This is a genomic window from Faecalibacterium sp. An122 (assembly GCF_002160895.1).
Classification (GTDB): Bacteria; Bacillota; Clostridia; order Oscillospirales; family Ruminococcaceae; genus Faecalibacterium.
In genome coordinates this window covers 60,352-76,294 of sequence record NZ_NFLL01000013.1, presented here as the reverse complement: position 1 = coordinate 76,294, position 15,943 = coordinate 60,352, and the positions used below count along the sequence as shown (strand labels likewise).

The 15,943-nt window shown below is 61.3% G+C and carries 16 protein-coding genes and 2 rRNA genes; 15 read left to right on the top strand and 3 right to left on the bottom strand.

Features of this window, described 5'->3' with window-relative positions:
* Both B5E67_RS09525 and rrf read left to right on the top strand, forming a co-directional pair.
* Nucleotides 1-1,440, top strand: a 23S ribosomal RNA gene (locus B5E67_RS09525); the annotation flags it as partial.
* A 108-nt stretch (nucleotides 1,441-1,548) separates the two neighbouring features.
* A 5S ribosomal RNA gene (gene rrf / locus B5E67_RS09520) occupies nucleotides 1,549-1,665 on the top strand.
* 70 nt (nucleotides 1,666-1,735) lie between these two features.
* Here the strand turns inward: rrf and B5E67_RS09515 are convergent.
* The gene (locus B5E67_RS09515; RefSeq protein WP_087384954.1) at nucleotides 1,736-2,047 is read right to left on the bottom strand and encodes a hypothetical protein; all 312 of its coding nucleotides are present in this window, start codon (nucleotides 2,045-2,047) and stop codon (nucleotides 1,736-1,738) included.
* Between the two features lie 296 nt (nucleotides 2,048-2,343).
* Here B5E67_RS09515 and B5E67_RS09510 point away from each other — a divergent pair, with 296 nt between their 5' ends.
* The 4 genes from B5E67_RS09510 to B5E67_RS09495 all read left to right on the top strand — a co-directional run bounded on the left by B5E67_RS09510 (nucleotide 2,344) and on the right by B5E67_RS09495 (nucleotide 4,560).
* Entirely contained in the window at nucleotides 2,344-2,721 is a 378-nt protein-coding gene (locus B5E67_RS09510) for a GntR family transcriptional regulator (RefSeq protein WP_087248119.1), read from the top strand.
* 2 nt (nucleotides 2,722-2,723) lie between these two features.
* Complete coding sequence (locus B5E67_RS09505; RefSeq protein ID WP_087384952.1) at nucleotides 2,724-3,584, top strand: ABC transporter ATP-binding protein; 861 nt, start codon at nucleotides 2,724-2,726, stop codon at nucleotides 3,582-3,584.
* A complete protein-coding gene (locus tag B5E67_RS09500; RefSeq protein WP_087384950.1) occupies nucleotides 3,581-4,228 on the top strand; it encodes an ABC-2 transporter permease in 648 nt (215 codons plus the stop codon). Before B5E67_RS09505 ends, B5E67_RS09500 begins: the two co-directional genes overlap by 4 nt.
* A gap of 140 nt (nucleotides 4,229-4,368) precedes the next feature.
* A complete protein-coding gene (locus tag B5E67_RS09495; RefSeq protein ID WP_087384948.1) occupies nucleotides 4,369-4,560 on the top strand; it encodes a hypothetical protein in 192 nt (63 codons plus the stop codon).
* 70 nt (nucleotides 4,561-4,630) lie between these two features.
* Here B5E67_RS09495 and B5E67_RS09490 read toward each other — a convergent pair whose 3' ends face one another.
* Together B5E67_RS09490 and B5E67_RS09485 are read right to left on the bottom strand one after the other, a co-directional pair.
* Nucleotides 4,631-5,302, bottom strand: coding sequence for a P-II family nitrogen regulator (locus B5E67_RS09490; RefSeq protein WP_087248111.1), 672 nt, complete (start codon nucleotides 5,300-5,302; stop codon nucleotides 4,631-4,633).
* A complete protein-coding gene (locus tag B5E67_RS09485) occupies nucleotides 5,303-6,832 on the bottom strand; it encodes a DUF1538 domain-containing protein (protein ID WP_242956908.1) in 1,530 nt (509 codons plus the stop codon).
* A 412-nt stretch (nucleotides 6,833-7,244) separates the two neighbouring features.
* Between B5E67_RS09485 and infC the strand changes: the two genes are divergently transcribed.
* The 9 genes from infC (at nucleotide 7,245) to rnc (ending at nucleotide 15,940) form a co-directional block, all read left to right on the top strand.
* Nucleotides 7,245-7,796, top strand: coding sequence for a translation initiation factor IF-3 (gene infC / locus B5E67_RS09480; protein WP_087248107.1), 552 nt, complete (start codon nucleotides 7,245-7,247; stop codon nucleotides 7,794-7,796).
* A gap of 20 nt (nucleotides 7,797-7,816) precedes the next feature.
* Entirely contained in the window at nucleotides 7,817-8,020 is a 204-nt protein-coding gene (gene rpmI, locus B5E67_RS09475; RefSeq protein WP_087248105.1) for a 50S ribosomal protein L35, read from the top strand.
* A gap of 59 nt (nucleotides 8,021-8,079) precedes the next feature.
* Nucleotides 8,080-8,430, top strand: a complete 351-nt coding sequence (gene rplT, locus B5E67_RS09470; protein WP_087248103.1) for a 50S ribosomal protein L20 — start codon at nucleotides 8,080-8,082, stop codon at nucleotides 8,428-8,430.
* Nucleotides 8,431-8,608: 178 nt separating this feature from the next.
* On the top strand, nucleotides 8,609-9,391 hold the full coding sequence (locus B5E67_RS09465) for an RNA methyltransferase (RefSeq protein ID WP_087384942.1): 783 nt from the start codon (nucleotides 8,609-8,611) through the stop codon (nucleotides 9,389-9,391).
* Nucleotides 9,388-10,527: a DNA-processing protein DprA gene (dprA, locus tag B5E67_RS09460; RefSeq protein ID WP_242956907.1), complete on the top strand. Its 1,140-nt coding sequence runs from the start codon at nucleotides 9,388-9,390 to the stop codon at nucleotides 10,525-10,527. Before B5E67_RS09465 ends, dprA begins: the two co-directional genes overlap by 4 nt.
* 141 nt (nucleotides 10,528-10,668) lie before the next feature.
* The gene (gene topA, locus B5E67_RS09455; RefSeq protein WP_087384940.1) at nucleotides 10,669-12,762 is read left to right on the top strand and encodes a type I DNA topoisomerase; all 2,094 of its coding nucleotides are present in this window, start codon (nucleotides 10,669-10,671) and stop codon (nucleotides 12,760-12,762) included.
* A 4-nt stretch (nucleotides 12,763-12,766) separates the two neighbouring features.
* A complete protein-coding gene (gene trmFO, locus B5E67_RS09450) occupies nucleotides 12,767-14,131 on the top strand; it encodes a methylenetetrahydrofolate--tRNA-(uracil(54)-C(5))-methyltransferase (FADH(2)-oxidizing) TrmFO (RefSeq protein WP_087384937.1) in 1,365 nt (454 codons plus the stop codon).
* 85 nt (nucleotides 14,132-14,216) lie between these two features.
* Nucleotides 14,217-15,248 (top strand): phosphate acyltransferase PlsX, encoded by a 1,032-nt coding sequence (gene plsX / locus B5E67_RS09445; protein WP_087248095.1) that lies wholly within the window; start codon nucleotides 14,217-14,219, stop codon nucleotides 15,246-15,248.
* Nucleotides 15,249-15,265: 17 nt separating this feature from the next.
* Entirely contained in the window at nucleotides 15,266-15,940 is a 675-nt protein-coding gene (gene rnc / locus B5E67_RS09440; protein ID WP_087248093.1) for a ribonuclease III, read from the top strand.
* Nucleotides 15,941-15,943 lie beyond the last annotated feature (3 nt).

The following is a 15,943-nucleotide window of genomic DNA, read 5'->3' as shown; positions in this document are numbered from 1 at the left end:
AAGGCGTAGCCGATGCACAGACGGTTGAGATTCCGTCACCACCAAAAGAGTTAAGCATGGGGACACATCTGAAGTGTTTGAGCCGGGAGTTGGTTCCGGTAGTGATCGAGGGAAATAAGTACCGAAGTCAAGCATGGAGGGTGGCGAGAAAAGCCATGTGTATTTCTGAGGTGCCCGTACCGCAAACCGACACAGGTAGGTAGGAAGAAGATTCTAAGGCCAACGGGAGAAGGGTTGTTAAGGAACTCGGCAAATTGACCCCGTAACTTCGGGAGAAGGGGTGCTGCAGAGATGCAGCCGCAGAGAAACGGCCCAAGCAACTGTTTACCAAAAACACAGGTTTGTGCTAAATCGAAAGATGACGTATACGAGCTGACGCCTGCCCGGTGCTGGAAGGTTAAGAGGAGATGTGAGAGCATTGAATTGAAGCCCCAGTGAACGGCGGCCGTAACTATAACGGTCCTAAGGTAGCGAAATTCCTTGTCAGGTAAGTTCTGACCCGCATGAAAGGCGTAATGATTTGGGCACTGTCTCAACAGCCCGCCCGGCGAAATTGTAGTACCGGTGAAGATGCCGGTTACCCGCGACAAGACGGAAAGACCCCATGGAGCTTTACTGCAGCCTGATATTGGGTTTCGATGTTGCATGCACAGGATAGATGGGACACTGGGAAGCAAGAGCCTTGGCTTTTGTGGAGTGGACGTTGGGATACCATCCTTGTGATATTGGAATTCTAACCAGCACCTCTGAATCGAGGTGGGGGACATTGTCAGGTGGGCAGTTTGACTGGGGCGGTCGCCTCCAAAAAAGTAACGGAGGCGTTCAAAGGTTCGCTCGGCTTGAACGGAAATCAAGCGAGAGAGTGCAAACGCAGAAGCGAGCCTGACTGCGAGACTGACGGGTCGAGCAGGAACGAAAGTTGGAGTTAGTGATCCGGTGGTATGTGAGTGGAAATGCCATCGCTCAACGGATAAAAGTTACCCTGGGGATAACAGGCTGATCTCCCCCAAGAGTCCACATCGACGGGGAGGTTTGGCACCTCGATGTCGGCTCATCGCATCCTGGGGCTGTATTCGGTCCCAAGGGTTTGGCTGTTCGCCAATTAAAGCGGTACGCGAGCTGGGTTCAGAACGTCGTGAGACAGTTCGGTCCCTATCTGTCGTGGGCGCAGGATATTTGATGGGAGCTGTCCCTAGTACGAGAGGACCGGGACGGACGAACCTCTGGCGCACCAGTTGTTCCGCCAGGAGCACAGCTGGGCAACTATGTTCGGATCGGATAAACGCTGAAAGCATCTAAGCGTGAAGCCGACCCAAAGATAAGATATCCCACTAAGTAATTAGGTAAGATCCCTTGAAGACTACAAGGTAGATAGGCACAATGTGTAAGTGGGGCGATCCATTCAGCAAGAGTGTACTAATAGATCGAGGGCTTGACCAGGTTGAAAGCACTTGTACTCTGATTGCACAGCGCAGATTATTATTCAGTTCTGAAGGCACGTCCTTCCAAAAGAGAATAGAGAGATTGTTCAGATCTAAACTCTGAACAGCCGGTGTCGATGACGGTGAGGTCCCACCTGTTCCCATTCCGAACACAGAAGTTAAGCTCACTTGTGCCGAAGATAGTTGGCTGGACACGGCCTGTGAAAATAGGTAGATGCCGGCTTCTCTACAAAACCCCTGAGGATAAATCCTCGGGGGTTTTCTCTTTTACTTTTGTTTGTTGTGCTCTCTATTCAAAGCAGAAACCGGAGCAGGATGTAGACCCAAAGGGTGGCCGCAGCAATGCCCAGGACAGCATAGAAAAGGAATTTGCCTTTGGGCACAGGGGCGTTTTCTTTTTCGGCCCGCACCAAATCCTGAACCATAAAGGTCTTGGCGGTGCTGAGTCCACCGAAAGCGAAAACCGTCCAGGTCCCGAAGGGCTGCCAGGCTGTGAAGCCGCCAAGGCCAATGACCAGAATGGACAGAATCATTCCGGCGGCAGCGGCGCACAACATCAGATTGAGCCGCTTGCGCCAACTTTGATAGATGGACGGATTGGACATGGTATGTCACCTCTGGATGATGCAGATGGGGTGTGCGGGTGATTTATCCCTGCATGGGAAGGGCCTCCTTTTTCCGATGCAATGCCGAAAGAAAATTCTTCCAGATCAATTATAACAAAAATAGAATGCAGGTACAATGAAAAGGAGCGCCTGAAACGATGTATTTCAGCTGCAGCGTCCCCTTTCGGTTTTCGGACCGGAAGGGGATTTTTTGCCGGCTCCCCTTGACAATGCTGTGTTGATTGAATATAATGTACTTAGTCAATGAGTACACTTGATGACAGAGGAGGAGCGCTGTGGAAATCATCATCAGCTCCAACACAGGCAAACCGATCTATGAGCAGATCACCTCTCAGATCAAGGCCATGATCATGAGCGGCGAGCTCAAGACCGGTGACCCCATCCCGTCCATGCGGGCGCTGGCCAAATCCACCCACGTCAGCGTCATCACGGTGCAGAAGGCCTATGAGGACTTGCAGCGGGACGGCTTCATCGAGACCACGGTGGGACGGGGCAGCTTTGTGTCGGCACAGAACAAGGACTTTTATCAGGAGGAACAGCAGCGGCAGGCCGAAGAACACCTGCAGGCGGCTGCCGACATTGCCCGGACCAGCGGGATCCCGCTGGAAACGTTGATCCAGGTACTGACACTGTTTTACCAGGAGGGCGAGTGACCATGGATGCGATCTTAGAGGTAAAGGACCTGACCAAGCAGTACGACGGCTTCACGCTGGACCACGTGTCCTTCACGGTGCCGGGAGGCTGCATCATGGGCCTGATCGGCGAGAACGGCGCCGGCAAGAGCACCACCATCAAGGCGATACTGGACCTGATTCATAAAGATGAGGGAAAGGTGACCTTCTGGGGCAAAGACCTGGCCCAGGCCCCCGAGATGAAAGAGGACATCGGGGTGGTGTTCGACGGCATCAGCTTTTACGAGACCCTGACCCCCGCCCGGGTGGGCCGTATTCTGAGCGAGGCCTACAAAAACTGGGACGATAACCTTTACAAAGAGTATTTGCAGCGATTTTCTCTCCCTGTTGACAAGGAAATCAAGGGCCTGTCCAAGGGAATGAAGGCCAAGTTGAGCATTGCGGCGGCCCTGGGCCACCGGCCCAAGTTCCTGATTCTGGACGAGGCCACCAGCGGCCTGGACCCGGTGATGCGGGATGATATGCTGGACGTGTTTCTGGAGTTTGTCCAGGACGAGGAACACAGCATCCTCATGTCCTCCCACATCACCACCGACCTGGAAAAGGTGGCGGATTACATCACCTTCATTCACCAGGGGCAGATGATGTTCTGCAAGTCCAAGGACGAGCTGCGGTACCGCTACGGCGTGGTCCGGTGCGGCGCGGCGGTTTTCGGCCAGATGGACAGCGCCGACGTGCTGGCCTGGCGGAAAGAGGCCTACCAGTGGGACGTCCTGGTGCCCGACAAGGAAAAAGCCCGCCGCCTGTATAAAAACGCCGTGGTGGACGACGCCACCATCGACGACATCCTTCTTCTGTATGTGAAAGGGGAGCGGTCCAAATGAAAAGTCTGGTGCTGAAAGACCTGTACAACATTGTACACAATGTAAAATCCATGCTGTTTATCCTGATTGTATGGGCGGTGGGATTTGTGCCCACCTCCGGCACAGGCGGCTATCTGGTGATGTGCACCATTCTGTGCAGCATGATGACGGTGACCACCTTTACGTTTGACGATATGGCCGGCTGGACTCCCTATGCCCTGGTGATGCCGGTGACCCGCCGGGAAATCGTCCTGGCCAAGTATGCCGTGCTGGCGGTGTTCTGCACCGCGGGCAGCCTGTTTGGCCTGCTGGTTGGCGGCATCGGCGGCTTTGCGATGGGGGAGTACACCGTGGGGCTGCAGGCCTTCGCTGAGCTGGCCGCCCTGGCTCTGGTGAGCTGGGCGGTGGCCTTTGCCATGGGCAGCGTGGCCATTCCGCTGGTGTACCGGTTCGGCGCCGAACGGGCCCGGGTCTTGCTGCTGGTGTCCTTCCTGATTCCGGCGGCCCTGTGCGCCGCCGTGTATGGGGTGCTGTGGGCTGCGGGCGTCCCGGTCAGCGAGGAAATGGTGATGGCGCTGTTCTGCGCCTCACCCCTGCTGGCTCTGGCCTGGGGCGCAGCCATGTACCGCGCCGCCTGCGGCATCTTCGCCAAAACGGAATGCTGAAAAGAAAATAACCCGCTCTCCCCGCTTTTCCGTCACAGGAAAGGCGGGGATTTTTTGATGATGAATCGGGCAAAGGATGTGACAGCCCGGGCGGATTTTGTTATAATAAAAGGGAAGAAAGATGAAAGGAAGTGTCTCGGATGAAGAAAAGCGCGGTTGTGTTCTGGGTGGTGGTAGCGGTTCTGGCAGGGGTACTGGTGGGCATGTCCCTGGGGCTTTTCCCCTCCATCGAGACCAAACCGTCGCCCAGGGCGGTGGGGGGCATTCTGGCCGCCGCCTTTGTGATGCGGTGGCTGCGGCTCTTTCTGCAGAGACACTCCAGAAAAAAGTAAACGGGCACATAAAAAGCCCCCGCCATTTCCTCTCACGGAAGGGCGGGGGCTGTCTTTATAAGGTGAACAATCAGTTGTCGTCCATCTTCCGCAGGCCAATGACCTGGGAGACCGGCAGCGAGAAGCAGATGGCGCCGGCCTTGGTGCCTGCGCCGGTGGTCTTGTTGATGGCGGTCATGATGGCGGCCTTCTGCTGGGCCGTGGCCACAATGTACAGGATGTCCTTCTCCTCGGCCAGCGAGACGCCGAAGAACTTTTCCGCCTGTTTGGTGCCGGTGCCGCGGGCGTGCAGGACGGTGCCGCCGCCGGCGCCCGCGGTGCGGGCCGCATCCATGACGGCGTCCGAATAGCCCTCGTTCAGGACGGCGATGATGAGCTCGTGCTCAAAGTTCATGTCGGGTGCGCCCCCGGCGGGGGTCTTGTTGCCGGTGAGATATGCCAAGGTTCTCCCTCCTCCTACGCTTTTGATGGGGACAGTCAGCATGATGCCGTTGCCCGGAATGTCCATGAACAGCTTCCGCTTGGCGGCGCGGAACAGCTGGCGGGTGCTCTCGCCGTCCGCCACCGTCGAGACGATGGCTTTTTCGGTGTTGGACAGGCCATAGATGGACAGCTGTTCGCTGGTGGCGGTGCCTTTGCCCAGCATGGCCAGGCCCATGTTCAGTTCCAGGCTCTGAAACAGGGCGGCCAGCTCCTGAATCTGGTCCCGGTCGGTGATGCTGATGACATAGTTGAGCTCCATTCAGGCCACCTCCCACAGTTCAATGATTTCGTCGTCACCATAAACCGGCAGGGGCTGGGCGGCAGGAGCCACCGAGCGGCGCAGCTTGATGACGTAGATGGCGCCCATCACCTGGACGGTGATCAGGGGCATCATGGCCACCAGCGCCACCAGGCCGAAGGCATCGGTCATAATGTTGCCTCCCAGCACGTTGCAGGCGCCCATGGCAAAGGGCAGCATAAAGGTGGCGGTCATGGGGCCGGAGGCCACGCCGCCCGAGTCAAAGGCGATGGCCGTGAAGATGGGCGGCACCACAAAGGTGAGGGCCAGGGCGATCAGGTAGCCGGGAATCAGGATCCACAGGATGGGCAGCCCGGTCAGCACCCGCAGCATGGCCAGGCCGTTGGCGGTGGCCACTGCGATGCACAGGCTCAGGCCCATGGCCCGGGCCGAGATGGCGCCGCTGGTCAGGTCCTCCACCTGCTTGTTCAGGACGTGGACCGCCGGCTCGGCGTTGATGATGAACCAGCCCATCAGCACCGCCAGGGGCACCAGCAGCATGCCCATGCCCTGGGCCACCATCTCGCCGCCCAGCACATAGCCCAGGGACGAGAATCCCACGTTGACGCCGGTGAGGAACAGCACCAGGCCCACATAGGTATAGACGATGCCCACCATGATGCGGGCCAGCTGGGGCATGGGCAGCCGCAGGGCCGCAAACTGGAACAGGATAAAGAACACAAAGATGGGGGCCAGAGCCGAGGCCACCTCCATCATGTATTCGGGCAGGGCCTCCAGATACCCCCAGCCCAGGCTGGTGGAGTCCTCAAACTGGGCGATAACCATGCTGGAGGAGCCGGTGCTGCCGGGGTAAAGGAAACCCAGCAGCAGGACCGCCAGGATGGGCCCGATGGAGCACAGGGCTACCAGGCCGAAGCTGTCGTCCTTGGCCTTTTCGTCGCTGCGGATGGAGGCCACGCCCACGCCCAGAGCCATCACAAAGGGGACGGTCATGGGGCCGGTGGTGACGCCGCCCGAGTCAAAGGATACCGACAAAAAGCCGGGGTCGGACAGGGCCGTCAGGGCGAACACCGCCCCGTAAAACACCAGCAGAAGCCAGCGCAGGGGGATGCCCAGCAGGATGCGGGCCATGCTGACCATCAAAAACAGGCCTACGCCCACCGATACGGTGAAGATCAGGGCGGTGCGGTCGATGGCGGGGACGTTGGTGGCCAGGACCTGAAGGTCCGGCTCGGCCACCGTGATCACCACGCCCATGATGAAGCTGAGAAGCAGAATCAGCCAGATGTTGCGGGACTTGGTCAGCCGTGCGCCGATCAGACTGCCGATCTGGGTCATGGACTGCTCGGACCCCAGGGTGAACAGGGCCATGCCCACAATAATCATGGCGGTGCCCACCAAAAAGGCCAGCAGCAGACCCGATTCCACCGGCACAAAGAAAAAGCACAGGACGCTGACAATCAGCGCAATGGGCAGGACTGAATCCACCGCTTCCTTCAGCTTTTCGTAAAGTACGTTCTTTCGGATCAAATCGTTCTCCTTTCTCTGAAAAATTGTGTGTGCGTTTCACTTCAGTATACCATATCAGCGTCCGGGTGGCAAATCAGGGGAAAAATTGCCTCTCAAATTTCACCCGCACCCTTCATACAATGCAGCAGGGGAGAAGCCAAGCACCACTCTGCCGCCCCGGCGGGCCGAAAATCCCGCTCTCCGGGCGAAAATTTGCTCCGATTCCCCCTTGACACCGGCGCGCAGCTGTGGTAAAATCATCGGGTAAAGAAAGCAGCTACGGCCATGCCGCGCTCGCCTTGTGGGTTTTTCAGGCCCCGGGCTATACGGAATCCAGCCCAGAAGTTTCGTTGGGCTGTGTTTTTGTGTGGGTTTGTGCGCGGCTGTCCGAGAAATTGGATGGCCGCGTTTTCTACGTTGACTTGATGGATTATTGTTTGGAGGTGTATCGACAATCGCTACCACTGGAAAATCGAAGGAACTCGAGATCAATGGTCAGATCCGTGATCGTGAAGTTCGTCTGATCGGAGCAGACGGCGCACAGCTGGGCGTCGTCAACATCCAGGCGGCTATGCGTGCCGCAGAGGAAGCCGGGCTGGATCTGGTAAAGATTGCACCGCAGGCCAAGCCCCCCGTGTGCAAACTGCTGGACTACGGCAAGTACCGCTTCGAGCAGCAGAAGAAGGAGAAGGAAGCCAAGAAGAACCAGAAAGTGGTCGAGGTCAAGGAGACCCGCCTTTCGCTCAATATTGACACCAACGACTTCAATACCAAGGTGACCCAGGCAGGCAAGTTCCTGTCCGCAGGCCACAAGGTGAAGGCCTCGATTCGTTTCCGTGGCCGCGAGATGGCGCACAGCGCCCTGGGCGCAGATGTGCTCAAGCGCTTCGCCGCTGCACTGCCGCAGGCGTCGATGGATAAACCGCCGGTCCTGGAAGGGCGCACCATGTCCATTCTGTTGACCCCGAAACCCAATAAGGACTGATTATTAGGAGGATACCGAAAATGGCTAAGATGAAACTGAAGACCCATTCCGGCGCAAAAAAGCGCTTTAAGCTCACCAAGAATGGCAAGATCAAGCGCGGCCACGCCTTCCGCAGCCATATCCTGACCAAGAAGACCACCAAGCTCACCCGCGGCTACCGTCAGCCCTGCTACGTGGACAGCACCAACGCCGCTACCCTGAAGCGGATGCTGCCCTACGGCTGATTGCCCCCGTCTGTGTGTGACAGGACCTGAGATTTGATCGTTAAAAGGAGATAGAAAAAATGGCACGTATTAAAGGCGCTACGATGACTCACAAACGTCGCAAGAAAATGCTCAAGCTCGCTAAGGGCTTCTACGGCTCCAAGAGCAAGCATTTTAAGATGGCCAAGCAGCAGGTCATGAAGAGCGGTAACTACGCTCTGGCTGGCCGCCGCATGAAGAAGCGTCAGTTCCGCAATCTGTGGATCTGCCGCATCAACAACGCTGTTCGTCCTCTGGGCATGAACTACTCCACCTTCATGGCTGGCCTGAAGAAGGCTGGCATCGAGCTCAACCGCAAGATGCTCAGCGAGATGGCCATCAATGATCCGGGCAGCTTTGCCGCTCTGGTCGAGAGCGTCAAGAACGCCTGATTAAAGCTTATCCAGACGCCCGCGCGCATACGCGGGCGTCGATTTTGTATGTGTTGGAATGCAAGGCCCTGAACGCCTGGCAGGCAGACAGAACAGGGCCCGAGCCCTGCCGCGGCACAACCGCCCGGCGGGACGGCCCTGTTTTTGTTTTCCTGTCTGCCGCGTGAGGAGGATGACCATGGACGAAAAGATCACCAGCCGGGACAACGCCAGGATCAAATACGCCTGCCGCCTGTCCGTCAGCGCGGCGTTCCGCCGCAGCGAGGGCCGCTTTTTCGCCGAAGGGCGCAAGCTCTGCCCCGAGCTGGCCAAGGGCGCAGAGCTGGAAATACTGTTTTATACCGCCGCCGCGGCCGGGAAATGCCCCGATCTGGCCGGCCTGCCCGGCCAGCACTACCTGGTGGAGGACCATGTGGCCGACAAGCTGGCCGGGGTTCCCGCCCATCAGGGGGTGTTCGGAGTGTTCCGCACCCCGGTCCATACCCTGGACGAGGTGAAGGCCGGGGGCCGCTATCTGGCCCTGGAATCGGTCCAGGACCCCGGCAATGTGGGCACCATGCTGCGCAGCGCGGCGGCCTTCGGGTTTGATGGGGTGATCCTGTCGGAGGGGTGCGCCTCTCCCTATGCCCCCAAGACCCTGCGGGCCTCCATGGGGGCGGCGGTGCAGCTGCCGGTGATTGAGGCGGGGGAGATGCCTCCGGTCATCGCCCAGCTGCGGGCCAAAGGGGTGGAATGCCTGGCGGCGGCCCTCTACCACTCCCAGCCTCTGGGCGCCGCCCAGACGGCGGGCCCCGGCGGGGTCTGCGTGGTGATTGGCAGCGAGGGCCAGGGCCTCACCGAGGCCACCATCGCCGCCTGCGACCGGACCGTCCGCATCCCCATGACCGACCGGGTGGAAAGCCTCAACGCGGGGATTGCGGGCAGCATTCTGCTGTGGCATTTCCGGGGGGCCGGCCTGTGATCCCCCCGGAAGAAGGGGAGCAGCTGGGGCTTTTCCCCAAGGAGGCAACCCCCGAGCCGCTGCTGTGCTGGCTCTGGCTGGCCCATACCCTGGGCTTTGCCAGCCCCCGGGCCGAACGGGTGGTGGACTGGTGCGACGACCCCGTCCGCATCTGGGAGGAACGAGACAGCCTGGCCTTTCGGGAGGCGGCCGGACCTTCGGCGGCCCGCCGCGCCGTGGCCCCCGGAAACACCCCCTGGGCCTTTCGGACGGTGGTGACCCAGTGCCAGCGGCTGGGGATTCATATTCTGACCTATGACCACCCCGACTACCCCCTGGCCCTGACCCGTATTCCGGACCTGCCCCTGGTGCTCTACTGCACCGGGGACCCCTCCTGGCTCAACGCCCCCAACCTGGTGGGCATGGTGGGCAGCCGCCGCCCCGACAACTATGGCCGCTGGGGCGCTTCCTCCCTGGGCCAGGATCTGGCCCGCAGCGGGGTGGTGATTGTCAGCGGCCTGGCCGACGGCCTGGACAGCGAATGCCATCAGGCCGCTGTGGACGTCCATGCCCCCACCATCGGGGTGCAGGGGGTGCCCATCGACCGGACCTATCCCGCATCCAACCGGATGCTGCGGACCCATATCGAGGATTACGGCTGCGTCATCGGGGAATATGGCCCCGGGGAGGAGGCCCACGTCCGCAGCAGCTTTTTGCAGCGCAACCGCTTGATTGCGGGCCTGGTGCAGGCTTTGGTGGTGGTGCAGGCCCGGGAAAAGAGCGGCACCATGTCCACCGTGGGCCACGCCGAGCGGTATGGCCGCCCGGTGTACGCCCTGCCCGGCGACGCCAGCCGGGAAAATTCCAGCGGCACCAACCGGCTGATCCAGACCGGGCGGGCCAAAATGATCCTCTGTGCCGGGGACCTGCTGGAACAGCTGGGGCTGGAGGAAACCGCGCCGGCCCCGGCGAAGGCGCCCGCCCTCTCGGACAAGGAGCGCCGGGTGCTGGCCTGCCTGAAGCAGGAGCCTGCCAGCCTGGAGGATTTGTCCGCCGGCTGCGGGCTGGAAGCCGCCGCCCTGTCGGCGGTGCTGATGAGCCTGGAACTGTGCGGTTATGTCAAGTCTCTGCCGGGGCAGCGGTATATCCGGCTGTGAGGCGGGGAAATGCAAGGAGAGATACAGCGGCCTCCGCGGGCCGCGATTTGAAATAGATTTTCAGCCATCTGGATATAGTATTGCAAGAAGGCCCCGGGTCCCACCGACCCAAGACAGGGGCAGATCGAGGTAAGAGAAAGAATGGCGAAACTGGTTATTGTGGAATCGCCCGCCAAGGCGAAGACCATCGGCAAATACCTGGGCAAGGATTATGAGGTGACGGCCAGTATGGGCCACATCCGGGACCTGCCCACCTCCCAGCTCGGCATTGATGTGGAGCACGACTATACGCCCCAGTACATCAATATCAAGGGCAAGGAGAAACTCATCAAGGAGCTGAAGGCCAAGGCCAAAAAGGCCGACGGCATCCTGCTGGCCACCGACCCGGACCGTGAGGGCGAGGCCATCAGCTGGCATCTGGCCAGCCTGCTGGGCATCGACCCCAAGGAATCCAACCGCGTGACCTTCGACGAGATCACCAAGAAGGGGGTCAAGGAGGGCATGGCCCATCCCCGGCCCATCGATGAGGATCTGTTCAACGCCCAGCAGGCCCGCCGCGTGCTGGACCGCCTGGTGGGCTATAAGCTGAGCCCCTTCCTGTGGCGGAAGATCCGCCGGGGCCTGTCGGCGGGCCGCGTCCAGAGCGTGGCCGTCCGCCTCATCGACGACCGGGAGAAGGAGATCGAAGCCTTTGTCCCTGAGGAATACTGGAACGTGGACGCCACCCTCTCGGCCGGCGGGAAAAAGTTCACCGCCCGCCTGGCTTCGGACGCCGCCGGCAAAAAGCTGCTGCCCCGCACCGAAGCCGAGGCCCGCGCCATTGAGCAGGGCCTGAAGGGCGCCGCCTACACCGTGGGCGAGCTCAAGCGGGGCAAGCGCACCAAACAGCCCACCCCCGCCTTCATCACCAGTACCCTCCAGCAGGAGGCGTCCCGGCGGCTGGGCTTCACCGCCACCCGCACCATGCGGGCCGCCCAGACCCTCTACGAAGGCGTGGACATCGCCGGCCACGGCACCATGGGTCTGATCACCTATATGCGTACCGACAGCCTCCGCATCTCGGATGAGGCGGTGGCAGCGGCCAAGGAATATATTGCGGGGGCCTATGGGGAACAGTATATCTGTCCCTATAAGCGCACCTGGAAGACCCGCAGCGCCACTGCGGCCCAGGATGCCCACGAGGCCATCCGTCCCTCCATGCCTTCCCTGACCCCCGACGAGGTGGACAAGAGCATCTCGGGGGATACCGCCAAGCTGTACCGGATGATCTGGAGCCGCTTCATGGCCAGCCAGATGGCCGACTGCCAGATGGATACCGTCTCGGTGACCGTCTTTGCAGGGGATTACCGGTTCAAGGCCAGCGGCTTCACCGTCACCTTTGACGGCTTCACCGCCCTGTACGAGGAGGCTGTGGAGGAAAAGGAGAAGAAGGAGACCGCCCTGCCGCCCCTGGAACAGGGCCAGGAACTCAAGCTGGTCCAGCTCAAGAGCGAGCAGAAGTTCACCCAGCCCCCCGCCCGCTACACCGAGGCCTCCCTCATCAAGGCTCTGGAGGAAAACGGCATCGGCCGCCCCTCCACCTACGCCCCCATCATCACCACCATCATTGACCGCGGCTATGTGGAGCGGGATCAGAAAAAGCTCAAGCCCACCCCCCTGGGCCGCACGGTGGACAGCCTGATGCTGGAACAGTTCCCCCGGATTGTGGACGTGGATTTCTCGGCCCAGATGGAAAAGAATCTGGACAAGATCGAGAGCGGCAAGGCCGATTGGCGCCAGACGGTGGATGAGTTCTACAAGAGCTTTGACGCCAGCCTCCAGGCCGCCGAAAAGAACATGGAGGGCAAGAAGATCAAGGTCCCCGACGAGCCCTCCAGCGAGGTGTGCCCCCTGTGCGGCAAGCCCATGGTCATCAAGGTGGGCAAGTACGGCAAGTTTTTGGCCTGCAGCGGGTTCCCCGACTGCCGGGGCACCAAGCGGCTGGTGAAGGACACCGGCGGCATCTGCCCCAAGTGCGGCCAGGGCCGCATGCTGGAGCGCAAGAGCGCCAAGGGCCGGATTTATTACGGCTGCGAGCGCTACCCCGACTGCGATTTTATGACCTGGGATGTACCGGTGCCCAACAAGTGCGAAAAGTGCGGCGCCACCCTGTTCCGCCACGGTTCCAAGCTGTACTGTGCGAAGGAAGGCTGCGGCTTTGAGATGCCGGTCCCCAAAGGCAACGGAAACGGATAAAGGAATGAAAGATACACTGCATGCAACCATTCTGGGGGCAGGCCTCGCCGGGTGCGAGGCGGCCCTCTGGCTGGCCGGCCAGGGGGTGGAAGTCACCCTCTGGGAACAGAAGCCGGCCCATTTTTCCCCCGCCCACAAGAGCGCCGGCTTTGCCGAGCTGATCTGCTCCAACAGCCTCAAGGCCGAGCGGCTGGATTCGGCTTCCGGCCTGCTGAAAGAGGAGATGCGCCGGATGGGCAGCAGCCTGCTGCCGGCGGCCAAGTCGGTGCGGGTGGCGGCGGGCGGCGCCCTGGCGGTGGACCGGGACGCCTTCAGCGCCCGGGTCACCGAACTGGTGGAGCAAAACCCCCATATCACCGTCCGGCGGGAGGAAGTGACCGCCATTGACGAGAGCCAGCCGGTGCTGGTGGCCACCGGTCCCCTGACCGAAGGGGCCCTGGCGGCCGAAATCGCCCGCCTGACCGGGGACAGCCGCCTGCACTTCTATGACGCGGTGGCCCCCATCGTCACCGCCGAGAGCCTGGACTACGACAAGGTATTTGCGGCGTCCCGGTACGACCGGGGAGAGGCCGACTACCTCAACTGCCCCTTCAACAAGGCCGAATATGAGGCCTTCCACGCCGCCCTGGTGAGCGCCGAGCGGGCGCCCCTCCACGAGTTTGACCAGAACGCCCAGGCGGCCCCCGACCCCGATGCGGTGGGCAAAAAGGCCGACACCGTCACCGTCTACGAGGGCTGTATGCCCATCGAGATCATGGCCGCCCGCGGGGCGGATACCATGCGGTACGGGCCGCTGCGCCCGGTGGGCCTCACCGACCCCCGCACCGGCCACCGCCCCTGGGCCAATGTCCAGCTGCGGGCCGAGAACCGGGAGCGCACCCTCTACAACATCGTGGGCTTCCAGACCAACCTCAAGTGGGGGGAGCAGAAGCGGGTCTTCTCCATGATTCCGGGCCTGGAAAACGCCGAGTTTGTCCGCTACGGCGTCATGCACCGGAACACCTTCCTGGATGCGCCCCGTGTGCTCAGCGAGGGACTGTACCTGAAGGACCACCCCAACGTCTTCTTTGCCGGCCAGATTACCGGCTTTGAGGGATATATGGAGAGCGCGGCCTCCGGCCTGCTGGCCGCCCGCAGCCTCTACGCCCGCCTCACCGGCGGGGCCTACATGCCGCCTCCCCCCGACACCATGTGCGGGGCCCTGATGCGGTATCTCACCACCGAAAATAAACATTTCCAGCCCATGGGGGCCAATATGGGGATTCTTCCTCCGCTGGAGGACCGTCCCCGGGACAAGCGCCTGCGCTATATGGCCCAGGCGGAACGGGCGGTGGCCAGTTTCCAGCGCTGGCTGGACGGCGGCTGCTGAGCCGCTGTGCCTCTGCCCCTGAGTCCGGCGGCCCCGCGCGGCCTGCCGGATGCGATGCCTTGCAACAGGCAGAAAGGAAGACGCTATGAAAATCATTCTGGATCTGATGGGCGGCGACAACGCCCCTCTGGCTCCTCTGGACGGAGCAGCCCAGGCCGTCAAGGAGTACGGCGTGGAGATCATCGGCCTCGGCGATGAGGCCCTGATCCGCAAGACCGCCGCCGAAAACAACATCTCTCTGGACGGCATCCAGCTGGTCAACTGCACCGAGAACATCGAGATGTGCGACGAGCCGGCCCGGGCGGTCCGCCAGAAGAAGGATTCCTCCATCGTGGTGGGCCTGAATATGCTGAAGGACGGCAAGGGCGACGCCTTTGTCTCGGCCGGCAGCACCGGCGCCCTCCATGTGGGCACCAGCCTCATTGTCCGGGCTCTGCGCGGCATCAAGCGCCCCGCCCTGGCCACCATGATCCCCGCCCAGAAGAAAGCCTATCTGCTGCTGGACTGCGGCGCCAACGTGGAGTGCCGCGCCGACATGCTCATCGCCTTCGCCGTCATGGGCACCTGCTATATGCAGCGGGTGGAAGGCCGTCAGGACCCCTCGGTGGCCCTGGTCAACAACGGCGCCGAGGAGTCCAAGGGCACCCCGCTGCTGCGTGAGGTGCACCAGATGCTGAAAAAGACCCCCGGCATCCGCTTTGTGGGCAACGTGGAGCCCCGTGACGTGCCCACCGGCAACGTGGACGTGGTGGTCTGCGACGGCTTCACCGGCAACGTGGTCCTCAAGCTCACCGAGGGCGTGGCCAAGATGATTATGGGCATGGTCAAGGGGATGTTCCTGTCCGGCCTGGCCGGCAAGCTGGCCTACCTGCTGGTCCGCGGCCAGGTGGGCAACCTGAAAAAGCAGATGGACAGCGAGGAGTACGGCGGCGCACCCTTCCTGGGCGCACGTCAGCCGGTCATCAAGGCCCACGGCTCCTCCAAGGCCAGAGGCATCAAAAACGCCATCCGCCAGGCCAAAAAGTGCGTGGAGAACGATCTGTGCGGCACCATGCAGGCCGCTCTGGATGACGCGGCCGCCGCCCATGCGTCGGACAACGCCGCAGAAAAAGAATAAAAAGGAGGGTGCAACCTATGGCGCATCCGCTCGAAAAAATCATCGGGCATACCTTCAAAAATCCTGACCTTCTCACCACCGCCCTGACCCATACCAGCTACGCCAACGAGAGCCGGGTCCCGGTGGCCCACAACGAGCGGCTGGAGTTTCTGGGGGACAGCGTCCTCCAGATTGTCTCGGCCGACTACCTGTTCCACGCCTACGCCGACCGGCCCGAGGGCGATCTGACCCGCATCCGGTCCAGCCTGGTCAGCGAGGGCGCACTGTTCCAGTTCGCCCAGGAGATTCACCTGGGAGATTACCTGCGTCTGGGCAAGGGCGAGGAGCGCTGCGGCGGCCGGGAGCGGCCCAGCGTGGTGTCGGACGCCTTTGAGGCCCTGATCGCCGCCCTCTATCTGGACGGCGGCATGGAGGTGGCCCGGGCGTTCATCCTGCCCTTCATCACCGAGGGCAAACACGCCGAGGCCGACTACAAGACCCGCCTGCAGGAGATTGTCCAGCAGAACCCGGAGGAACGCCTCAGCTATATTGTGGAAAAGGAGACCGGCCCCGACCACGACAAGCATTTCGTGGTGGCGGTGCGGTTCAATTCGGACTGCGTGGCCCGGGGCGAGGGCCGGAGCAAAAAGGCCGCCGAGCAGCACGCCGCCCGGGAGGCCCTCAAGCTGCTGGGCGTCCTCGGAGAAAACTGACCG